This is a genomic window from Mesorhizobium sp. M4B.F.Ca.ET.143.01.1.1, assembly GCF_004792275.1.
Lineage (GTDB): Bacteria > Pseudomonadota > Alphaproteobacteria > Rhizobiales > Rhizobiaceae > Mesorhizobium > Mesorhizobium abyssinicae.
Genome location: NZ_SRSR01000006.1, coordinates 1 through 19,381 on the forward strand (window position 1 = coordinate 1; position 19,381 = coordinate 19,381).

Annotated in this window: 19 protein-coding genes and 1 pseudogene; 16 read left to right on the forward strand and 4 right to left on the reverse strand. The window is 59.0% G+C overall.

Going from position 1 to position 19,381, the window contains the following annotated elements; all coding sequences use genetic code 11:
• Positions 1-122: leucine zipper domain-containing protein (locus EN786_RS15995; protein ID WP_245474027.1), on the reverse strand; the 122-nt coding region annotated here is incomplete at its 3' end.
• A gap of 1,307 nt (positions 123-1,429) precedes the next feature.
• On the opposite strand from EN786_RS15995, the gene EN786_RS16000 reads away from it, so the two are divergent.
• Positions 1,430-2,662 carry an MFS transporter gene (locus EN786_RS16000; protein ID WP_126063819.1) on the forward strand — a complete coding sequence of 411 codons (1,233 nt, stop codon included), beginning with the start codon at positions 1,430-1,432 and terminating at the stop codon, positions 2,660-2,662.
• Positions 2,663-2,818: 156 nt separating this feature from the next.
• Here the strand turns inward: EN786_RS16000 and EN786_RS16005 are convergent, their stop codons facing one another.
• Positions 2,819-3,955 (reverse strand): ChuX/HutX family heme-like substrate-binding protein, encoded by a 1,137-nt coding sequence (locus tag EN786_RS16005; RefSeq protein WP_126063818.1) that lies wholly within the window; start codon positions 3,953-3,955, stop codon positions 2,819-2,821.
• Positions 3,956-4,541: 586 nt separating this feature from the next.
• On the opposite strand from EN786_RS16005, the gene EN786_RS16010 reads away from it, so the two are divergent.
• The 15 genes from EN786_RS16010 (at position 4,542) to EN786_RS16075 (ending at position 16,043) form a co-directional block, all read left to right on the forward strand.
• Positions 4,542-4,862 (forward strand): iron-sulfur cluster assembly accessory protein, encoded by a 321-nt coding sequence (locus tag EN786_RS16010; protein WP_029356570.1) that lies wholly within the window; start codon positions 4,542-4,544, stop codon positions 4,860-4,862.
• 17 nt (positions 4,863-4,879) lie between these two features.
• Entirely contained in the window at positions 4,880-5,050 is a 171-nt protein-coding gene (locus tag EN786_RS37720) for a hypothetical protein (RefSeq protein WP_165349961.1), read from the forward strand.
• 158 nt (positions 5,051-5,208) lie between these two features.
• Complete coding sequence (gene nifS, locus EN786_RS16015; protein ID WP_126063817.1) at positions 5,209-6,420, forward strand: cysteine desulfurase NifS; 1,212 nt, start codon at positions 5,209-5,211, stop codon at positions 6,418-6,420.
• A 180-nt stretch (positions 6,421-6,600) separates the two neighbouring features.
• The gene (gene nifW, locus EN786_RS16020; protein ID WP_024505239.1) at positions 6,601-6,978 is read left to right on the forward strand and encodes a nitrogenase stabilizing/protective protein NifW; all 378 of its coding nucleotides are present in this window, start codon (positions 6,601-6,603) and stop codon (positions 6,976-6,978) included.
• Between the two features lie 188 nt (positions 6,979-7,166).
• Entirely contained in the window at positions 7,167-8,018 is an 852-nt protein-coding gene (locus tag EN786_RS16025; RefSeq protein WP_126063816.1) for an electron transfer flavoprotein subunit beta/FixA family protein, read from the forward strand.
• A 16-nt stretch (positions 8,019-8,034) separates the two neighbouring features.
• Positions 8,035-9,144, forward strand: a complete 1,110-nt coding sequence (locus EN786_RS16030) for an electron transfer flavoprotein subunit alpha/FixB family protein (protein ID WP_126063815.1) — start codon at positions 8,035-8,037, stop codon at positions 9,142-9,144.
• Between the two features lie 10 nt (positions 9,145-9,154).
• Positions 9,155-10,459 carry an FAD-binding protein gene (locus EN786_RS16035; protein ID WP_126080604.1) on the forward strand — a complete coding sequence of 435 codons (1,305 nt, stop codon included), beginning with the start codon at positions 9,155-9,157 and terminating at the stop codon, positions 10,457-10,459.
• A 12-nt stretch (positions 10,460-10,471) separates the two neighbouring features.
• Positions 10,472-10,771 carry a ferredoxin family protein gene (locus EN786_RS16040; protein WP_024505235.1) on the forward strand — a complete coding sequence of 100 codons (300 nt, stop codon included), beginning with the start codon at positions 10,472-10,474 and terminating at the stop codon, positions 10,769-10,771.
• A gap of 396 nt (positions 10,772-11,167) precedes the next feature.
• Positions 11,168-11,749, forward strand: coding sequence for an alpha/beta fold hydrolase (locus tag EN786_RS16045; protein WP_287152319.1), 582 nt, complete (start codon positions 11,168-11,170; stop codon positions 11,747-11,749).
• 700 nt (positions 11,750-12,449) lie between these two features.
• Positions 12,450-12,521: a helix-turn-helix domain-containing protein gene (locus EN786_RS38275; protein WP_245467364.1), complete on the forward strand. Its 72-nt coding sequence runs from the start codon at positions 12,450-12,452 to the stop codon at positions 12,519-12,521.
• Between the two features lie 273 nt (positions 12,522-12,794).
• Positions 12,795-14,276 (forward strand): nitrogenase cofactor biosynthesis protein NifB, encoded by a 1,482-nt coding sequence (nifB, locus tag EN786_RS16055; RefSeq protein ID WP_024505233.1) that lies wholly within the window; start codon positions 12,795-12,797, stop codon positions 14,274-14,276.
• A 29-nt stretch (positions 14,277-14,305) separates the two neighbouring features.
• Positions 14,306-14,500 carry a 4Fe-4S binding protein gene (locus EN786_RS16060; protein ID WP_024505232.1) on the forward strand — a complete coding sequence of 65 codons (195 nt, stop codon included), beginning with the start codon at positions 14,306-14,308 and terminating at the stop codon, positions 14,498-14,500.
• A gap of 85 nt (positions 14,501-14,585) precedes the next feature.
• Positions 14,586-14,906 carry a nitrogen fixation protein NifZ gene (locus EN786_RS16065; protein WP_024505231.1) on the forward strand — a complete coding sequence of 107 codons (321 nt, stop codon included), beginning with the start codon at positions 14,586-14,588 and terminating at the stop codon, positions 14,904-14,906.
• Complete coding sequence (gene nifT, locus EN786_RS16070; protein ID WP_024505230.1) at positions 14,903-15,115, forward strand: putative nitrogen fixation protein NifT; 213 nt, start codon at positions 14,903-14,905, stop codon at positions 15,113-15,115. The genes EN786_RS16065 and nifT overlap by 4 nt, the downstream gene beginning before the upstream one ends.
• A 34-nt stretch (positions 15,116-15,149) precedes the next feature.
• Positions 15,150-16,043 carry an SIR2 family protein gene (locus EN786_RS16075; RefSeq protein WP_024505229.1) on the forward strand — a complete coding sequence of 298 codons (894 nt, stop codon included), beginning with the start codon at positions 15,150-15,152 and terminating at the stop codon, positions 16,041-16,043.
• A 307-nt stretch (positions 16,044-16,350) separates the two neighbouring features.
• On the opposite strand, the gene EN786_RS16080 is transcribed toward EN786_RS16075, so the two are convergent.
• Together EN786_RS16080 and nifA are read right to left on the reverse strand one after the other, a co-directional pair.
• A complete protein-coding gene (locus tag EN786_RS16080; protein ID WP_024505228.1) occupies positions 16,351-16,917 on the reverse strand; it encodes a sugar O-acetyltransferase in 567 nt (188 codons plus the stop codon).
• 582 nt (positions 16,918-17,499) lie between these two features.
• Positions 17,500-18,543, reverse strand: a pseudogene (gene nifA / locus EN786_RS16085) (nif-specific transcriptional activator NifA); the annotation flags it as partial.
• Positions 18,544-19,381 lie beyond the last annotated feature (838 nt).

The following is a 19,381-nucleotide window of genomic DNA, read 5'->3' on the forward strand; positions in this document are numbered from 1 at the left end:
ATCTTGGCCGACACGCCGTAGACACGCGCCGCATGGGCTTTGGAGAAAGCGCCTTCTATCACCGACAGCGCCATCTCCTCTCGACGCAGCGGTGTGAGACGGGCATTCTTATGGATGTTCATTCGGATCCTCCGATGGATGCTGAAGCGTGGTAACTCCAGTCTCCTCGGTCCGGTCCGAATGGACAACCTCCCGAAAGCTCACAGCTAGCCGATCATGTGCCCGGGGAGCATCCAGTTCGAAAGCTTGCTCTAAGCGGCTTGGTGACTTGGCCGAGGTCACCCAGGTGGAAATGACCAACACTTGGGGTAAGCCTAGTGGCGCTCCCCTCGATGATGTCTGGCGGGGTGGTTAGCCGCCTCCGTGGGACAAGATCAGTCTACACGAATGGGCTATAGCCTCTCCTCGCCTGCCTCACTGGCCGTCCTTCAGAGCCGGCCACACGAGCTTTTGTCTTTCAGCAGGGCGTTTTTCTCGCCAGCTACAGAGCCACACCGACGCCATTAATGAGCGTCCAGTCGACGGGTTGGATGGCCCTGTCCATCTTGCCCAGCACCTTGGCTTAGCATTTGCCGGTGCGGCGGAAGCCTTCAAGACGCAGTTCTTGACCTTCTCCAGATCAGCCTCGGATGGATATCGGCAAGGGTTCAGCTCGTCCTTTTGAACTTGCGCATCTTCGTGTTGGCCAACCCCAGGCCGCCCGACATATTTGCGGTCTATCCGGCACCTCAACTTCGAACAACCTTGCGGCAAGCTCTTGGGATAGCCCACGCTCGTGCCTCCACCACCCGCTCAGCAGAGCCAGATTTGTCGTTGATGGCACGGAACTTGCGGAGTCATTCGCAGATGCGTCACGGACCGAGAGTGTCGTCCCATGAATTCGATCACCAAAAAGGCCGCCCGACGTTGCTGGGACCGCCTGCAATTACCTTATCCCAGAATTGGGAGCAACGGCTTCAAAAGGGATAACTCATCACCTCAATTTTGTCGATCGCGCGGCCATCGAACCGCAGCCATCGATCAGACTTCCGCCTCGTTGCACTCATTGCGACCGCCTTGGTGCTTGCGACAACCGCTCAATTCTGGCTGCCAGGATAACCACATATGGCGACGGAACTTCCTGCTTCAAAGCAATATAGAGATCGTCGATCATCCCCCCATCAAGGCCTCGATCGAGGACACCGCGTTCGGCTTGCTTGGTTCGCAGTGAACAGACCGCACTTCGACGAATGCGATCGATGCGACCGCGCCGAGAACTCTCCCGCATTGTCGACGGTTGGGTCCGTCGGCCCTCCGATGAGGCCTCGGATGCGTCGGGCGCCGAGGCCTCGACTGATGCCGACTGGCCGCCGCCGGAAGGTCTCGCGGCTTTGATCCCCGGCGATGTAGCCACCCCTGCTGCAACAGCTCCTAGCCGGAGAACTCATTCATGACCGAATCGGCGACAGATTTAGTGGACGCGGCTTTGTTCGACCGAGATCGGCTTGACCCAGAAAGTCCCTATCAACGTTCTGGCCCTGCATGGGGTGCCATCATTTCGCTTTCCTTCGGCACCTTCGGGCTTGTGACGGCAGAGTTTCTGCCCGCCAGCGTTCTGACACCGCTCGCGCATGATCTCCGTATCACCACGGGCACGGCTGGACAGGCGCTAACAGCGACCGCAATCGTCGCGGCGATCTCGGCACCGATAATCGCCATCGTGACAAAGCGTCTGGACCGCAGGGTCGTCATCTGGGCGATGACGCTCCTGCTGATCCTGTCGAACGTTCTGGCAGAGGTTGCGGGGTCGCTGCCGGTTTTGCTGGCGGCACGCGTCGTCCTTGGCATATCGCTTGGTGGTTTTTGGTCTATTTCGGCAGCGTTGGCGATGCGGCTGGTTCCAAGTCACCTCATGCCGCGCGCCATGTCGATCATCCTCACCGGCGTTTCTGTCGCCTCCGTCTGCGCGGCTCCAATCGGCGCTTATGTCGGTGACATTTGGGGATGGCGAGCCTCGTTCAAGGTCGCCGCAATCGTGAGTGCCGTTGCGCTGCTCGTGCAACTCGTAACCATTCCGCCACTGCCTCCGATCGAAGTGCGCAGATTCCGCAGTCCGCTGGATGTCGCGAAGAATCCGGCGATGAAGGTTGCGGTGCTAGTCGTGCTATTGGTCGCTTCCGGCCATTTTGCCAGCTTCGCCTACATCCGCGCCTTTCTCGAGAGCGTTCCTGCGCTCGAAAAGAAGTCAATCCCGCTCGTGTTCCTTGCTTTTGGCACGGCCGGCGTCTTCGGCAATTTAGCCGGCGCATTCCTCACCAAACACAGTCTCAAGGCGGTCGCGGCCCTGCCGCCCCTGCTCATTGCCGTAGCCGCTGTCTCGCTCCTGACTATGGGAGCATCGGCCTTGACCTCGGCAATTGCAGTTGCCGTATGGGGCTTTGCTTTTGGCGCGGTCCCGGTCGGATTGCAGACATGGATGGTGCTACGCGCCGCTCCGAAACAGGCCGAGAGCGCTGGTGTACTGATGGTCATAACCTTCCAAGTGGCCATCGCAGCCGGCACAACTTTCGGTGGCCTATTGGTGGATCACACGGGTATTGCCAGTGTCTTTGTCTACAGCGCGGTTGCCACGTTCCTCGCTGTCTTGACAGTATTTTTGCTCGGCCCGAACCGCAAAACCTGACCGCCTGGTGGGGAGTGACGGTCGGCGGCGTTCACGCTATTGCCACCTCTGAGCTCGGCCCAAAGGCCGCGGCTTCGTCGTAACCATGCGGTCGATGGGGCAGCGCCAAATTGCTTCCTGCTCATCGCGTTGCGATAATACAGCGCGCTTATTGCGTCATCGTGTCCCCGGTCTCGGCTTCAATGCCCGGCTACTGGCTGCGGAGGCAGATGGGCGCCGGCGTCCCACCGACGACGATCGGTCTTTTCTCATGTAGCTGTCGGGGAAACGAGGCAGGTTTTCCGCCAGAACCCGCCAGTCGTCGCGCTCGCGTTCGCCTTCCTTGCGCGCACCGAACAACTGGATGATGATCTTGCCGTCGGACCCATATGCTTCGAGCGAGGTGACGTGACTGTCATTGGTCGGCTTGCGCACGGCCCAAACCTCACGGATTTGGTGGGTCCTGAGATGCAGCCGGAACGTTTCGTCCAGCACATGGATGCACGGCCCGATCTGCTTGACCGACTTGATTAAGCCGGAATGGGTCTGGATAGAACCTCGGTTGCCGACGAAGCACATGATCGGCAATTCGTCTTCGGCCGCACGCTGGAGCACGGCGCCAACTGCGGCATTGTCGAGCAGCCAAGCGTAATCCTGGCCGACCATGCGCAAAGCCTGGCAGCGGCTGAGCTTGAGCGTCTTTAGAAGGTTGACGTCAGTCAGCCGGCTCCAGTGCTCGCGTAGGTCGTCCACCGTGCCGGCCCAGTCCGCAGTCCTCGCGCCCAGGTCGGCTACTCTCGCCTTAAGCGACATGGTCGGCTCCTGGTTGGCGGATACGAGCTCGGCCACCAGCTTTCGATAGGCATGAAGGTTGGAGACCGGCCTGAGATGCACCTTATGCACTGCTGCGCCGGTGGCGTCGAAGAATTGCAAACTGCGCTGGATTCCGCCGCGATGGCGCCTTTCAACAGCGAAACCATACCTCCAAGCTTGCGGGAAGACGCGAAGGTCGAATTCGTCACCAAGGACCATGGCGTGATTGTTGCCGGTTATCACTCTGTTGAAGACGCCAATCTTTTCGTGCACGGCACCTTGATTGCGGGTCAGCGCCGTCACTTCGCCCACGAATTCGAGGCCCGTCAGAACGTGATTGACGCGCGGGTCGATGCGTGCCGCGCCGAAACCGCAATGGGCCGCGACCAGTTCCGCTTCCGAAATGGCCAATTGGGCTGCGAAATCACGCGCGGGAATGTTCGGACAGACTTCCCACGCACGCCGGATTTCGTTGGGCGACCGCTTCTTGCGCTGATCCATGTTTTTACCCCTGCCCCGTTCTTCTTTTGACGATCGATCGAAAAACGGGCCTCAGGGGTGTGCACGGCGGACGCGATCGATCGTCAGGCACATGCCAGTCGAATCCTGTCTCCGGGCGGTCAGCGGCCAATCGCCGGTAGAGAGCGATTGTTGGGTGGTCGGCGCCAATCGGCCGATCGAGCATTCGGGTACCACCGGCGGTGCTGCTTTCCCACTCAAGGCGGGTCTGATGGATCATATTGCTCTCCTTCGTTCTTCGATTGCGAGGGCAACCCAAAGGTGAATCGGCCGGCAATTTTGCCGCCGCAACGAAGGCTTCACAAAAATCGTGCCAGTTGCTCCGCGGCAAGCTCTGAACATCTTTGGCTCTGTTCATTGCTTTACGCGTGAGTGCATCGCGAACTCAGGCGCCCTTCCTGTGACGCGGACGCGACAAATCCGACAGTAAGTGTCGGTTGTCGGACGTCTCCCCAGCAATCGAGCATAAGAGACGTCGGGATGTCCTACGGTTTTTGACACGTCTTCCCTTTGGCACGGTCCATGCGAGATGATCCGCGAAAACGTCGGACCGAGGAGAAATCGAGCCATGATTACGCTCACCGACAACGCTGTTGCCGCCATCAAGGCCGCTCTTTACCGCGCCAGCGAGCCGGCGGAAGGATTTCGCATCATGGTCCATGCCGGCGGCTGCGCCGGCTTCCAATACTCAATGGGCCTGGAGAGCGTCTCACGTGAGGGCGATGCGATCATCGAGCGAGATGGGCTCAAGGTGTTCATGGATAGAGGCTCCCAACCCCATGCAGCCGGCATGACCGTGGACTTCGTCACTGGGCTCGAAACATCCGGCTTTGTTTTCGATAACCCCAATGCGCGTGAGACGTGCGGCTGCGGCAAGTCCTGCAAATGATTGCGAGGGAACAGGCTATGTTCGACTATAGCGACGCCAAGGAATACTGCGTCGAACCGGCACCGCCGGCGCTCTGGAACCGGCCGACACGCACTGTCGGCCCGGAACAATTGCGTTCGGTGATGCGCCAAATCGCGATCATCGATCGTTGCCGTGGGCAAGCAAACAAAATTGCCCGAAACAGCTGAATTCCCGGCAGATGCCGCCACCAAAGGGCAATGTCGACAGCGACCGGTCAGCCAAGCCATCGCTCGCCCGGCCGCCCACCTTACCAGATACGATATGCGCCAGAGGTTCAATGGCCCGCCTACCCTTGAATCATTTCAGCAGTTGAAGGATCACTCCCATGAACCCTGTCTATCTCGACAACAACGCAACGACGCGGGTTGATCCTGCAGTCGTTGGAGCGATGTTGCCTTTCTTTACGGAGCAATTTGGCAATCATTCGTCCATGCACGCCTATGGCGCATCGGTTGCTGAAGCCGTGAGAAAGGCGAGGCAACAGTTGCAAGCCCTCATCGGCGCGGGATTCGAGGACGAGATCATCTTCACCTCGGGCGGGACTGAAAGCGACAGTACAGCCATCCTTTCGGCGCTGGAGGTGATGCCCGACCGAACGGAAATAGTGACTTCCGCGGTTGAACATCCGGCCGTTCTGAAGTTGTGCGCGCACCTTGAAAAGACGCGCGGCGTCAAGGTGCACATTATCCCAGTCGATCACCACGGCCGGCTCGACCTGGACGCCTACAGAACCGCTCTCACTCCACAAGTGGCAATCGTCTCGATAATGTGGGCGAACAATGAGACCGGTACGATCTTTCCCGTGGTTAAGCTTGCCGATCTAGCCAGGGAAGTCGGCGCGCTTTTCCACACTGATGCAGTGCAGGCGGTCGGAAGGCTTCCGATTGAGCTGAAATCGACCGCGATCGACATGCTGTCGCTCTCCGCCCACAAGCTGCATGGTCCAAAGGGGATAGGCGCGCTTTATGTAAGACGTGGCGTGCGCTTCTCCTCCATGATCAAGGGTGGGCACCAAGAGCGCGACCGGCGTGCAGGCACTGAAAACACACCCGGCATAGTCGGACTGGGCATGGCGGCCGAACTCGCCTTGAAATTCATGGACGAGACAAAACGAATAAAATGGTTGCGCGACCGCCTTGAGAACGGGATCATCCAGCGCATCCCAAACACATCCATCAACGGCGATCCGCAAGAGCGATTGCCAAACACTGCAAACATTGGATTCGAAGGTATCGAAGGCGATGCAATTCCAATTGTCCTGAGCCGGCTGGGAATCGCCTGTTCCGCCGGGTCCGCCTGTGCCTCTGGCTCACTGGAACCGAGCCATGTTCTGATCGCTATGAACGCGGCATGTGGGGCAGTCCGCTTCTCCTTGTCGCGTGACAACGGCGAAGATGACGTAGACCGCGTGCTTGAGGTCCTGCCTGCGATCACCGAGAAGCTACGGGCCGTTCCCAGTGCTGGACTGTGCGGGCGAGGTGCAGAACAGCTTCATTCCGGCCCGGGTCCGAGCGGCACAATAGCCGACGAGCCGTGAGGTCTTCCTCAACGTGACGACCCTGCGCAATGGAGAGCAGTCAAACTCGGGGTCGCCTTCACCACTTCAGAAAAGCTTGAGATCGCCAAGTCTCTTGCCCAGCCGCCGTGCCAGAGGTCGGCACGCCGTCAGCAATGTCACCAATGCATCGACACCACAATTACGCGCCGGGAGAATACAATGAACTGCTCCGCTGATAGCCGCCCGATCGATCGCACCGATATCCTAGCGCGACTGAAGGGCCTGTCGGCCGCGGAGGACTTCTTCGCCTGCCTTGGCGTCTCCTACGACCCGAAAGTGATGAATGTCTCGCGGCTCCATATCATGAAGCGCGTGGGCCAATACCTTGCCGAAGAAGATTTCTCCGGTCTGCCTAACCAGGTAATCGCCGCGCGGGTGCGCGCCAAGCTGGAACGCGCCTACGAAGATTTCGCGACTTCCTCGCCGCTCACGCAACGTGTGTTCAAGGTGCTAAGGGACCACGATCCAAACATATGTCCCGCACCTGGCCGCGCCTTCGTCCCGCTCGACTCTGCACTGAAGCGGTTCGGAAAGTAATGAGCCCGACACGGCTGCGACGCGACAATGTCGAGAAGTCGACAAATCCAGTCCTCATGACGCCTCCTCGGAAGCAAACGAAGCCACCTTCTGGAATAGAGGCAGGAAGACGACTTGGCATGAACGATGCAGGCAATGAGGCGAACCGCCAAGCACGAATCCGGACTGGGAGCTTAGAGAAACCGCCAATGCATATCGTAATCTGCATCAAGCAGGTGCCGGATTCGGCACAGATCCGCGTGCACCCGGTGACGAACACGATCATGCGTCAGGGTGTTCCGACCATCATCAATCCTTACGACCTGTTCGCCCTCGAAGAAGCGCTCAAACTGCGCGACGTTCATGGTGGCGAGGTTACTGTGCTCACAATGGGTCCGCCCATGGCGGAGGACTCGCTGCGAAAGGCGCTCGGTTACGGTGCTGACCGAGCAGTTCTCTTGACGGACCGCTATTTTGCCGGATCCGATACGCTGGCGACTTCCTTTGCTCTTTCGCAAGCAATCGCAAAAATTGGGGAGACTTTCGGCAGGCCGGACATCGTCTTCACCGGCAAGCAGACGATTGACGGCGATACCGCCCAGGTCGGACCGGGCATAGCCAAGCGCCTAGATTTATCGCAACTTACCTATGTCGCGAAGATTGCCTCCATCGATCTCGATACGCGAGAGATCGAAGTCGCGCGTCGCGCCGAAGGCGGCACCCAGTTGCTGAAGAGCAGACTCCCTTGCCTCATTACCATGCTGGAAGACACCAACGAAATCCGCCGGGGCTCGCTCCAGCAGGCTCTGTGCGCGGCGCGCAGGCAAGTCGTGAAGTGGACTGCAGCCGACGCCGGCATTGACGATCTCACCCGGTGCGGTCTGCGTGGCTCGCCTACAGTCGTCAAGCGTGTTTTCGCCCCCACCGCACGGGCAGAAAGGGCGGCGCAGATCGACACCGCGGAAAGGGGCTTGCAGGACATAGCCGATGAACTCATCGCCGATATCTTAACCCGCCGGCCGGCGCTGGAACATGAGCTGGCCTTCAACAGCGGCACGTGACGGCCAGGAGCAGAAAATGTCGACCGCAAGCCAAACCACCCCTCGCATTGCCCCCGGCCGTGCCGGTGTAAAGAAAGAACTTCCCGACCATTTCAAAGACTACCGGCACGTGTGGGTCTTCCTCGAGCTCGAACGCGGCAATGTGCATCCTGTATCATTCGAACTGCTGGGCGAAGGCCGCAAATTGGCCGACAAGCTTGAAGTCCAGCTCGCGGGCGTCGTGCTGGGACCGCCGGGCGAGATGGTCGAGGACGCTGTTGCCGAGGCCTTCGCTTACGGGGCGGATCTTGTCTACATCGTCGATGCGCCGCCGCTCGCCGACTACCGGAACGAGCCGTTCGCCAAGGCGCTCACGGATCTGGTCAATACCCATAAACCCGAAATCCTCCTTCTCGGCGCGACCACACTGGGCAGGGATCTTGCAGGCTCGGTAGCGACGACCCTGCAGACGGGGCTCACGGCCGACTGCACCGAACTTGATGTAGATTCCGACGGTTCACTCGCCGCGACCCGTCCGACTTTTGGTGGCTCATTGTTGTGTACGATCTATACACTAAATTACCGGCCGCAAATGGCGACGGTGCGACCAAGGGTCATGCCTATGCCGCAACGGGTGGATAAGCCGGTCGGGCGTGTCATGCGGCACAAGCTGTCGCTCGTTGAGGACGATATCGTCACCAAAGTCCTCGGCTTCCTACCGGATAACCAGTCGGCAATGGCAAATCTTGCCTATGCGGATGTCGTGGTTGCGGGAGGCCTCGGTCTCGGAGCGGCGGAGAACCTTCAGCTTGTGAAGAATCTTGCCCGAGCGATCGGCGCCGAGCATGGCTGTTCGCGCCCCTTGGTCCAGAAGGGCTGGATGCCGGCTGATCGACAGATTGGACAAACTGGCAAGACCATTCGACCGAAGCTTTACATCGCGGCCGGAATTTCCGGCGCCATCCAGCACCGAGTTGGGGTCGAGGGGGCCGATCTCATCGTCGCGATCAACACCGATCCGAACGCGCCGATTTTCGAGTTCGCCCACCTCGGGATCGTCACGGATGCAATCCGCTTCCTGCCCGCACTGACGGAAGCCTTCACCCGGCGGCTGTCGCCGCACAGTCGAGACAAGCTTGCGAGTTGAGGGAGAGGACATGATTGAACAATTCGATGCCATAGTGGTCGGAGCCGGCATGTCTGGAAACGCAGCTGCTTACACTTTGGCAAGCCAGGGGCTGAAGGTACTGCAGTTGGAGCGCGGGGAATATCCGGGCTCTAAGAACGTCCAGGGTGCCATAATGTACGCGAACATGCTGGAGAAGATCATCCCGGACTTCCGGGATGATGCGCCCCTCGAGCGGCACCTGGTCGAACAGCGACTTTGGGTGTTGGACGACACGTCTCACACCGGAATTCATTACCGGTCGGACGACTTCAATGAGGCGAAACCCAACCGCTACACGATCATTCGCGCCCAGTTCGACAAATGGTTTTCCCGCAAGGTGCGCGAGGCTGGCGCGACGGTCCTGTGTGAGACGACCGCGACGGAACTCGTCCGTGATGGCAATGGCAAGGTGATCGGCGTCCGCACAGACCGGGCTGGCGGAGTGGTCTTCGCGAATGTGGTCGTTCTCGCAGAAGGGGTGTCGGGATTGCTTGGCACTCGCGCAGGCCTGCGCGAGATGCCGAAGCCGGAGACCGTGGCGCTTGCCGTCAAGGAAATGCATTTCTTGCCCGAAGAGGTCATTGGCCAGCGGTTCGGGGTCAAGGGCGATGAAGGCTGCGTAATCGAGGCCGTGGGCACGATCTCTCGCAGCATGGCCGGGCTCGGCTTCCTTTACACCAACAAGGAGTCGATATCACTCGGCATCGGCTGCCTGGTCTCGGATTTCGCCGCGACGATGGAGAGCCCGTCCGCCCTCCTGGATGCGATGAAAAACCATCCTTCGATCCGGCCGCTGATCGCTGGCTCGGAGGTGAAAGAATATGCCGCCCATCTTATCCCCGAAGGTGGTTACAAGGCCATTCCGCAGCTCTTCGGCGACGGTTGGGTCATCGTCGGCGACGCAGCGCAACTGAACAATGCCATTCACCGTGAGGGTTCGAACCTTGCCATGACCTCGGGTCGTGTCGCGGCTGAGGCGATCATCAAAGTCAAAAGCCGCAACGGTCCTATGACCAAAGCGAACCTTGCGCTCTACAAGACGATGCTGGATGACTCCTTTGTGATCAAGGATCTTAAGAAATACAAGGACATGCCAGCCTTGCTCCACACCAATTCCAGCAACTTTTTTGACAGCTATCCGCGGCTGATGTCGCATGCCGCTCAGAACTTCATGCGTGTCGACGGCACGCCGAAGATCGAGAAGGAAAAGAACACCACGGCCGCCTTCATCAACGCGCGCTCGCGCTGGGGGTTGGTCAGCGACGCGGTCCGCCTGGCATTGGCATGGCGCTGAAGAGGGTACAAGATGACGATCGCAGTGACGAAGGTTCGTGTCGAGGACAAACTTTACCAGAACCGCTATCTGGTCGATTCCGGCCGCCCCCATATTATAGTGCGACCGCACGACAAGCCAAGCGCGAACTTGCTTGCGTTGACCTACGTCTGTCCGGCGAAATGCTATGAGTTGAATGACAAGGGTCAAGTCGAGATCACCGCCGACGGCTGCATGGAATGCGGCACCTGCCGGATATTGTGCGAGAAAGGCGGCGACATCGAGTGGAACTATCCGCGCGGCGGCTTTGGTGTCCTGTTCAAGTTCGGATGATCAGCCGGGACCGTGCCAAGAGCATGCCGGCAGCGAGCAACTGCGGCACACCATGAGCCTCTCCATCCACTTGCAAAGAGCTAGTGAATATTGGCCTTTCGCAATTCAAATTTCCTTGACTCGTTAGCGGTGTCCTCAGGCCACGGCGCTGCCCTGTGCGCCGGACTTACCACCGGTCACGTGGTCGAGCCCCTTTGGGACAACGCCCGGCCATCGTGCCGGATGGCAGCCACAACGGCCGGTGAGCAAGTGGAACGGCACAACCCATGGCAAAGACGTATGTGCTAGTGCATGGTGCCTGGCATGGCGGATGGTGTTGGCGGGACGTGGCTGCCAATCTTCGCAAGATGGGATGCCACGTGACCACGCCGACCAGGTGTCGGCGAACGCGCACGTTTGCTGTGCAAGGACATCACGCCCGACACATTCGTGACCGACATCGTCAACCACATTGTGACGGAAGAGCTGAGCGATGTGATCCTTGTCGGTCACAGTCTAGGCGGCATCAGCATCACCGGCGCCGCCGACCGGATACCCGACCATATCAGCCATCTCGTTTATCTCGACAGCGCCATCGTCGAGAGCGGTCAAAGTGTATTCAGCACCATGCCCCCCGACATCGTCGCGGCCCGTCGAAAATTGGTTGCGGAGGAAGGACGGGGTATCTTCATGCCGACTCCGCCGCCAACAGCATTCGGCATTCCCGAGGGACACTCGCTCACGGACTGGGTGCGGCGCCGGATAACACCGCATCCGGCAGGCACCTACGAAAGCGGACTTAAGCTCGAGCACCCGCTCGGCAACGGCAGACCCCGAACCTATGTCGTCTGCACTAATCCACTCCACCCGCCGATGGCGGGAGCGCGAGAATGGGTCGCGAAGCAGGATGGCTGGGCGTGGCAGGAACTCGCCACTGGCCACGACGCAATGATCCTCGCGCCGACGGAAGTTGCTCTCCTTCTTAGCGCAGTCGGCTGAGGAACCAAGTAGGGTGAGCGGCGGCCGATTCTCAGGCCGTGGCCTTGAGCTCTGGTGCACGGATAGGCCCAACGGGTCGTTCCGGTGGCGCCACCGAAACCACTAGGCGGGAGTGGCCTGTCCTGCCGACGTCGCAAGCTTGCGAGCGTTCCGCCGCGGCCGCAGCCCGTAGCGCCGGGCAACCTCCGAGATCACCGCGTCGGCTCCAGGGTCTCGGAATGACTCCGTGCCTTGTCGTCCATCGACCAATGCCGCCGACCAACAGCGCCGTTGATCACCCTCGAAAACGCCGAGGCTGCCGCTCAGGGTCAATCGTAAGTTCAAGTTCAGACACAAGCCGATCTCCGATCCACCTCAGAATCGGCAGGCCCACAGATCGCGGGTCCTCCTGGAAGGACACAGCGCTTACCCTTGAAATATGGAGAACCATGGCTTTGCGCCGTCGGCAGTTGAGCTGATCTCGCAATGCTATTTCCCCGGCAACGTCCGAGCCGGAGAACTGCGTGCTTGGCGTTCTCCTCTGGAAGGAACCAATCTTTCGGAACGTGGCAATGTCATCGACGAGCTCTCACGGGCCAGCACGATGCCGGTTCGGCGCATCGGCGCCCCCTGAACACGAGATAGCCACTTGCGATTCTAACGATACGGCCGGACGGGGGCTGAGACCGCGGCGGACGGAGCGTGACGGCTGATCGACACAATGGAGAAGGCCGGCTGGGTTCAGGCTAATGCGGCTCGAATTCTCGGCCTCAAGCTGCGACAAGTCGGCTAGGCGATACGCCGGCATAGTATCGAGGTGAAGGAAATTCTAAGAGCCTGATGAGCCAATCGTCAGGCCAGTGGTCTTGCGCGCCCTGTGCGCGACAAGGAGTGCTTCGTGCTTCTGAACGGATTTGGACTTGCACTGTCGCAAGCAGGACAAAATTGTGTCGCGCCGGCCTGACACAATGCGATATCGACCCGAATAGTGAACTGAAGCCGCTTTTTTCAGTTGGTATGGCTCTTGCACCTTGAACCGCGACGTTACCAGCAACGGAGCCGTTTGATGTCCTCACCGACAGTTTCGATTGAGGGGCCGACTAGCACGACATCCGAGGGTTTTCTGGCAGCCGCGAAATCCGGTGGCTGCGCATCGTCCTCCTACGGCTCGTCGCCGACCAGCCCGGGCGAAGGGGATCCGGCTATTTGGGAAAGGATCAAGGATCACCCCTGCTTTTCGGAGGAAGCGCATCATTATTTCGCGCGTATGCATGTGGCGGTCGCGCCGGCTTGCAATGTCCAGTGCAACTATTGCAATCGCAAATACGATTGCGCCAACGAGAGCCGGCCTGGTGTTGTGTCTGAGAAGTTGACGCCCGACCAAGCGCTACGCAAGGTCATCGCCGTTGCCAACAAAGTTCCGCAGCTTTCGGTTCTTGGCATCGCTGGGCCGGGGGATGCCTGTTACGATTGGGAGAAAACGAAGGCAACGCTCGACCGCGTCATCAGGGAAATCCCCGACATAAAGCTGTGCGTCTCCACTAATGGGCTCGTGCTGCCGGACCATGTCGCCGAGCTTGCCGAAATGAATGTTGATCACGTGACGGTCACCATCAACATGGTCGACCCGGAAGTCGGCGCGAAGATCTATCCATGGATCTTTTATGAAAATCGCCGCTACTTCGGCATCGAAGCCGCTCGAATCTTGCACGCGCGGCAGATGCTGGGCCTGGAGATGCTGAGCGCGCGCGGCATCCTCACCAAAATCAACTCGGTGATGATTCCTGGAGTGAACGACCAGCACCTGTTTGAGGTGAACAAAATGGTCAGGGAGCGGGGCGCGTTTCTGCACAACGTGATGCCTCTGATTTCGGACCCGGCGCACGGTACCCACTACGGACTCATCGGGCAGCGCGGCCCAACGGCAATGGAGATGATGGCTCTTCAGGATCGACTTGAAGGTGGCGCCAAGTTGATGCGCCACTGCCGGCAGTGCCGGGCAGATGCTGTCGGCCTGCTCGGTGAAGATCGTGGCCAGGAATTCACGCTGGACGGGATTCCCGACGATGTCGCCTACGATGCTGGCAAGCGTCAGGCCTATCGGCAGGTGGTCGCACACGAGCGCCGTGATCATGAGGCGGCGAGGAGCGAGGCCATCGGTATGGTCAAGGCAACAGACTCCGAAAAGTCGCTTCTGGTTGCGGTGGCCACTAAGGGAGGTGGACGGGTCAACGAACACTTCGGCCACGCGAAGGAATTCCAGGTTTATGAAGTCTCGCCTAGAGGGATCAGCTTGGTCGGGCATCGGAAGGTCGAGCGGTATTGCCTCGGAGGCGGGGGCGAAGACGCCATCCTCGAGGGCGTCATCGCAGCGCTCGAAGGCATACACATAGTGCTATGCGCCAAGATCGGAAATCGCCCGAAGGAACAACTCTCGCGAGCTGGACTGCGCGTAACCGACGCCTATGGCCATGACTACATCGAGACCGCAGTCAGCGCACTTTACGCGGCAGAGTTTGGGATCAGACCACTAGCGGCGACGGCCTGAGCCGTCTCGTCCGATAACCAGGAGTTAGAATGGCTTTAAAGATCATCGCATCCCAATGTACCCAATGCGGGGCCTGCGAGTTCGAATGTCCTTCGGAAGCGATCAAGTTCAAGGGCGACGCCTATGTGATCGATCCAAACAAGTGCACCGAATGCAAGGAGGCCTTCGATACGCAGCAATGCGTGTCGGTCTGTCCGGTACCGAAAACCTGCGTTCCCGCTTGATTCCTACCGAAACGGTCGGGTTCGCCGCACGACGACGCCTGCAACCCGCGACCACAACAAAAGCCTCGAGAAAGGAATGGACAGCATGTGGTCCAGACGCGAACAGGAGGTCGAAATCGGCAGACCGCCACGGTTCATGCAGGGTGAGCGGGTCCGTGCGATACGCCACATAAAAAACGACGGCACCTATCCCGGCAAGGAGATCGGCGAAAACCTCGTGCGGAAGGGCGACGAAGGCTACGTGCGCGACATTGGAACCTTTCTCCAGCAATTCTTCATCTATGCGGTCGAATGGATCGATCGTGGCACGGTCGTCGGCATGCGAGCGCGCGAACTCATTAGCCTCGACAAAGTCGAGGTTCCCTGCGGAGCTGAAGGCATTTCCAACGGGGGAACAGCCGGATGAAAGTAATGATTCGCAGGACCGCTACTGGCTTGTCGGCTTATGTCCCCAAGAAGGATCTCGAAGAGCCGATCACCGAGATTGAGAACGCTGACTTATGGGGCGGGACCGTGACGCTCAGGAACGGTTGGCGGCTCATGCTGCCCGACCTTCCGCGCGACACGCGTTTGCCGATCACCGTCGAGGCGATGAAGATTTCCGACGGGGCCTGATGCCGGTGGGTTCAGTGGCGGAGAGGAAACGCGTATGAACACGATGCTGAGCTGGGACCATCTCGTCGTCGTCCGGGGCAGTTTTGCCAAAAAACTGATTGACCTGCTGAACGGCGCTCTCAAGGCCGATCGAGTGATCCCCTATCTCGGTCCTGGTCTTCTGCAGCTTAACCCACCGGAATCACCTGTACCTTGCACCCCTGAAGATGTCGCCGCGGCCCTCAACAAGCGGGCGCCTGCCCCTTCCAGGATTCGCACCAATATGTGGTCGGTCGCGCAGTTTATCGAGCAGCGCCGACATCGTCGGACTCTCCAAGCGTGGATGGCGGAGATATTCGCAGCCCCCGCCGAGCCGACCGTTCTTCACGCCTGGCTCGCAACCCTTCAACTGTCTGTCATCATCGACAGCTGGTACGATGGCGCCATGCGAGCAGCCCTTGCAGAGGCCGGCCAAACAGACGTTGTCGAGATACAAGGAACGACGCGCGCGACCGGAATCGGTAACATCTGGACGAGAACTTACGATTTGTCAGGAACAGAACTCGAGGCCGAACAAGTGGCTAGGACGGTGCTCTATGCGCCGCACGGCAGCGTCAGGCCGGCGGCAAACTTCCTCGTGGCTGATTCCGATTACGTCGAAGTCCTAACCGAAATTGATATCCAGACGCCGATCCCGGACGCGGTGAAGCAACGGCGCGTCAACCGGGGTTTTTTCTTCGTGGGCTGCCGCTTCAACGATCAGATGCTGCGCACATATGCCAGACAGCTGATGAAGCGCTCCACTGGCCCACATTTTGCGGTGATCGATTCGGCTACGCTGACCAGAAACGAACGTCGTTTCCTTGCCGAAGGCGCAATCACGGTCATCGACATGCCGATCCGCAACGCCGCGGCTCGCCTCGTCGGGGTCGATGCTAGCCAGGATTAATGGCCGGCGATTGCTGGTGAGTCGCTGCTTGCCTCCAAGGGCGAAAACTCAGTTGGGAATACATTCGTGAGTAGTAATGCTAGTGGCAGCACAACGTAGGCTCTGAATTCGTTGGGCGATGTGAAAGGGTCCGCTGCTGCGGGACGTGAGCACGTTGCGGCGGCATTACGCACATGATCTTGTGACCCCCGTGGCAAAAGAACTGAAGCGCCCGAGTCGCGACAACATATGCAGCGCTCAATGGCTTCGACAAAAATTCGGCACAGTTTCGACAGTTCGCATGCACCTCCAGGGTCAACGAGGTTGATTATGCCTGTTTATGTGGGTCGGCCACGCGAGCAGGAATTCCCACTACCTTTGCCCCGGCGGGAACATCTCGTGTGACCACGCAGCCAGCGCCTACCACTGCATTATCACCAATCGTGACGCCAGGCAGAATGATTGCTCCACCGCCGATCCAGACACGGCTGCCAATGTGAACAGGACGCCCGACCTGCAGGCCGGCCTGCCGCTGCTCGGCATCATGTGGATGATCGGCGGTATAAATCTGCACAGCAGGCCCAATTGCCGTTCCTTGCCCGATTTTGACCTCTACCACGTCAAGAATAACGCAGTTGAAGTTGATGTAGGCATTGGCTCCAATGCGGATATTGAATCCGTAGTCGCAAAAAAAGGGCGGACGGATGACCGTTCCGCGCCCAACCTCTCCCAGCCGCTCGGACAAAAGCTCATGCCAATGCCCCGTGGTCTGCCCCAGCGTATCATTGTACCGCTTGAGCCAAGCCCCGGTGGCCAACAGGTCAGCTTGGATCTCCGGATCCGCCGCATTGTAAAACTCGCCTGCGAGCATCTTTTCTTTTTGGCTACGCATCATAGTCTCCCGTCAGGTCGTGTCCCGTACAGTGATGCAGGAACGCACATCAAACTGCCTCGGCAACTTTGTAACTCGGTCTTGCCGGGCGCGCGGTCGGTCACGAGCCGGGGCGACAGTTTCGTCTCGACCAACTTCCGCGAATTTGGATATCGCAGATCAACCGGTCGCAGGGGCCAATACCTGACGAGGTCGGCAACTGTCCAGCGGTCGAACTCACTTTCATGCCCATCTCAGATTGCGTGATATCGAGCGGTAAGCCATCAGCTAATGTATCGACCAGGTCCCGCCAGCGGAGATCTGCGCGTCGCCTCTACGCATGCTGGCGTGTCACCAATAATACATCGATTATTTCTGGATCCAGGCACGTCGAATTGATTTGCCTTGCGGTGTAGAGCGAAGTTACTAGCCATAGGATTACTCCTTTTTAGTTTGTCAGTCGCAGAGCCCCAGTATGACTACGTGGTAGAAAGCACACGGCCGGAATCTTGGCAGCGCTGTTCACACCCACTTCGTAAGCCTGGCCGATGGGCTCGCCAGAGCACCAATGCTTGACCTGCTCCAGCTCTTGCTCGGCGGGTTGTTTCAGAGACGCTTGATCTCGATACCGCGTTTTCTCAGCACGTAGCCGATCTGGCGCGGGGTCAAACCGAGCAGGCGCGCCGCCTTTGCCTGCACCCAGCCACACTTTTCCATGGCAGCAATGACCGTATCGGCATCGGGCACCCTACCACGACTCGTGGCAGGGCCTATCGGCGCTTGCCCGTCGCCGACGGGCGGGGCGGCACAGGCGGCGGAAGGCTGGATCGTAGTCGACTTCTCTGACGTCGGCGGTCCGTTCTTCCACAGCGCCGCGGCCAAGCACTGATCCGCGTAACAGGCAAAGTCAGTTCTGAGGATTGATGGACCCGTCGCCAGAACTGCCGTCCGTTGAACGCAGTTTTCGAGCTCTCGGATGTTGCCTGGAAATTCGCAGTTCATTAGCACCTCAATCGCTTCGGGAGCGAAGGTCAGCGTGTGATCATTCTCAGTATTGAAATTCTTGAGAAACTGAGCGGCCAAGAGCGGAATATCACCTCGCCTTTCGCGCAATGCCGGCACGCGTAAAGTGACGACGTTGATGCGATAATAGAGGTCTTGCCGGAACTCCTTGCGTTGAACTGCCGTTTCCAAGTCCCTGTTCGTTGCGGCAATCACGCGAACATCAACTTTAATGGTGTGGTTGCTGCCGACGCGCTCAAACTCCTGCTCCTGCAGGACACGCAGCAGCTTAGCCTGGAACGAACCTGATATTTCGCCAATCTCGTCCAGAAACAATGTGCCTTTGTCGGCAGCCTCAAAGCGCCCCTTGCGCAAACTGCTCGCGTCGGTGAAGGCACCCTTCTCATGACCGAACAAGTCAGATTCCAGAAGCGTCTCGGTGAGCGCCGCGCAATTGACCTTGATGAAGGGCTGCTTGGCGCGAGGCGAGAGCTCGTGAATGGCTTTGGCAACCAGCTCCTTACCGGTTCCGGATTCACCTCGCAACAGGACCGTAGTCTTCGCCTTGGCCACCTTGACAAGGTGCTCACGCAGCTTGCGCAGCGCCTGACTATCGCCAAGCATCTCCTTGCTGATCTTTTTACGTTCCATTTGGCAGCCCATCCCACTCCGCCACCCGCCGGTAGAACTGCACTGGACGGTGAGCTGTGTTGTATTTCGTCATCATCATTCTCGATCTCACCTTTGTTGCTTCGAAATTTTCGGCGCGCGGACGCCCTCGGCAAATGGCAATGGCGCCTGAGCATCGTTGCCTTTCACCAGGACGAGCGTCTTCCTCCGCGCGGGCGCTCGCAATATGCGGTTTGCGCAGGCCTTTACTCGACCGGTCGCTGTTCTGTCCGGCTTCTGCCGCACCGCAGCCTGCAAACTCATCCTTGACAAGAAAGGAGGGGAGTCAACCGAGCTCTCCTTGCATTTATGCAAGGAAAATTGTCAGTTTGATAGAATTCTATCAAAACGGCAGAAACGCCCCGCCCCAGTTTGGCTGTACCTGCGGCGTTCAGCGTACGTGACGACATGTGCGGACTTGTCCCAATTGCCATCCGAGTTGTGCGGAACAGTAGCTGCTGCGCTGTTCGCTTCAACCGCGTGAGGCCGGAGACAGTAGAGACGGCGGCTCGTCGAGCGAGGTTTCATTGTTCGGCTACTAAACCGGCTGTCCTTTGGTGGGAGTTGGTTTCGCCCAAGTTCTGGGCCTGGGGGCGTCTAGCCCGTTTCGCCGCACAGGCTCCTTCCACATCGTCGAGGCCGAGAAGGAGGGACCCCACAGCTCTCCCTGTATCACAATGCCCCGCCCCTCAAGCAGCTAGATACGACAGGTGACCTCAAATGAGGCGTCTTGCATGGCTTCTACACCTGCCTGAATGCCAGAACTGCGTTCGTACCGCCCATGGCGAAGGCGTTGCTCATGGCGACGCGCACCTTG

Coding starts and splice junctions, on each gene's coding strand:
- nifT (WP_024505230.1), top strand. CDS start 14,903: ATGAAAGTAATGATTCGCAGGACCGCTACTGGCTTGTCGGCTTATGTC.
- EN786_RS16025 (WP_126063816.1), top strand. CDS start 7,167: ATGCATATCGTAATCTGCATCAAGCAGGTGCCGGATTCGGCACAGATC.
- EN786_RS16030 (WP_126063815.1), top strand. CDS start 8,035: ATGTCGACCGCAAGCCAAACCACCCCTCGCATTGCCCCCGGCCGTGCC.
- nifW (WP_024505239.1), top strand. CDS start 6,601: ATGAACTGCTCCGCTGATAGCCGCCCGATCGATCGCACCGATATCCTA.
- EN786_RS16075 (WP_024505229.1), top strand. CDS start 15,150: ATGAACACGATGCTGAGCTGGGACCATCTCGTCGTCGTCCGGGGCAGT.
- EN786_RS16065 (WP_024505231.1), top strand. CDS start 14,586: ATGTGGTCCAGACGCGAACAGGAGGTCGAAATCGGCAGACCGCCACGG.
- EN786_RS16005 (WP_126063818.1), bottom strand. CDS start 3,955: ATGGATCAGCGCAAGAAGCGGTCGCCCAACGAAATCCGGCGTGCGTGG.
- EN786_RS16040 (WP_024505235.1), top strand. CDS start 10,472: ATGACGATCGCAGTGACGAAGGTTCGTGTCGAGGACAAACTTTACCAG.
- EN786_RS16060 (WP_024505232.1), top strand. CDS start 14,306: ATGGCTTTAAAGATCATCGCATCCCAATGTACCCAATGCGGGGCCTGC.
- EN786_RS16080 (WP_024505228.1), bottom strand. CDS start 16,917: ATGATGCGTAGCCAAAAAGAAAAGATGCTCGCAGGCGAGTTTTACAAT.
- EN786_RS16000 (WP_126063819.1), top strand. CDS start 1,430: ATGACCGAATCGGCGACAGATTTAGTGGACGCGGCTTTGTTCGACCGA.
- EN786_RS16010 (WP_029356570.1), top strand. CDS start 4,542: ATGATTACGCTCACCGACAACGCTGTTGCCGCCATCAAGGCCGCTCTT.
- EN786_RS16035 (WP_126080604.1), top strand. CDS start 9,155: ATGATTGAACAATTCGATGCCATAGTGGTCGGAGCCGGCATGTCTGGA.
- nifS (WP_126063817.1), top strand. CDS start 5,209: ATGAACCCTGTCTATCTCGACAACAACGCAACGACGCGGGTTGATCCT.
- nifB (WP_024505233.1), top strand. CDS start 12,795: ATGTCCTCACCGACAGTTTCGATTGAGGGGCCGACTAGCACGACATCC.
- EN786_RS37720 (WP_165349961.1), top strand. CDS start 4,880: ATGTTCGACTATAGCGACGCCAAGGAATACTGCGTCGAACCGGCACCG.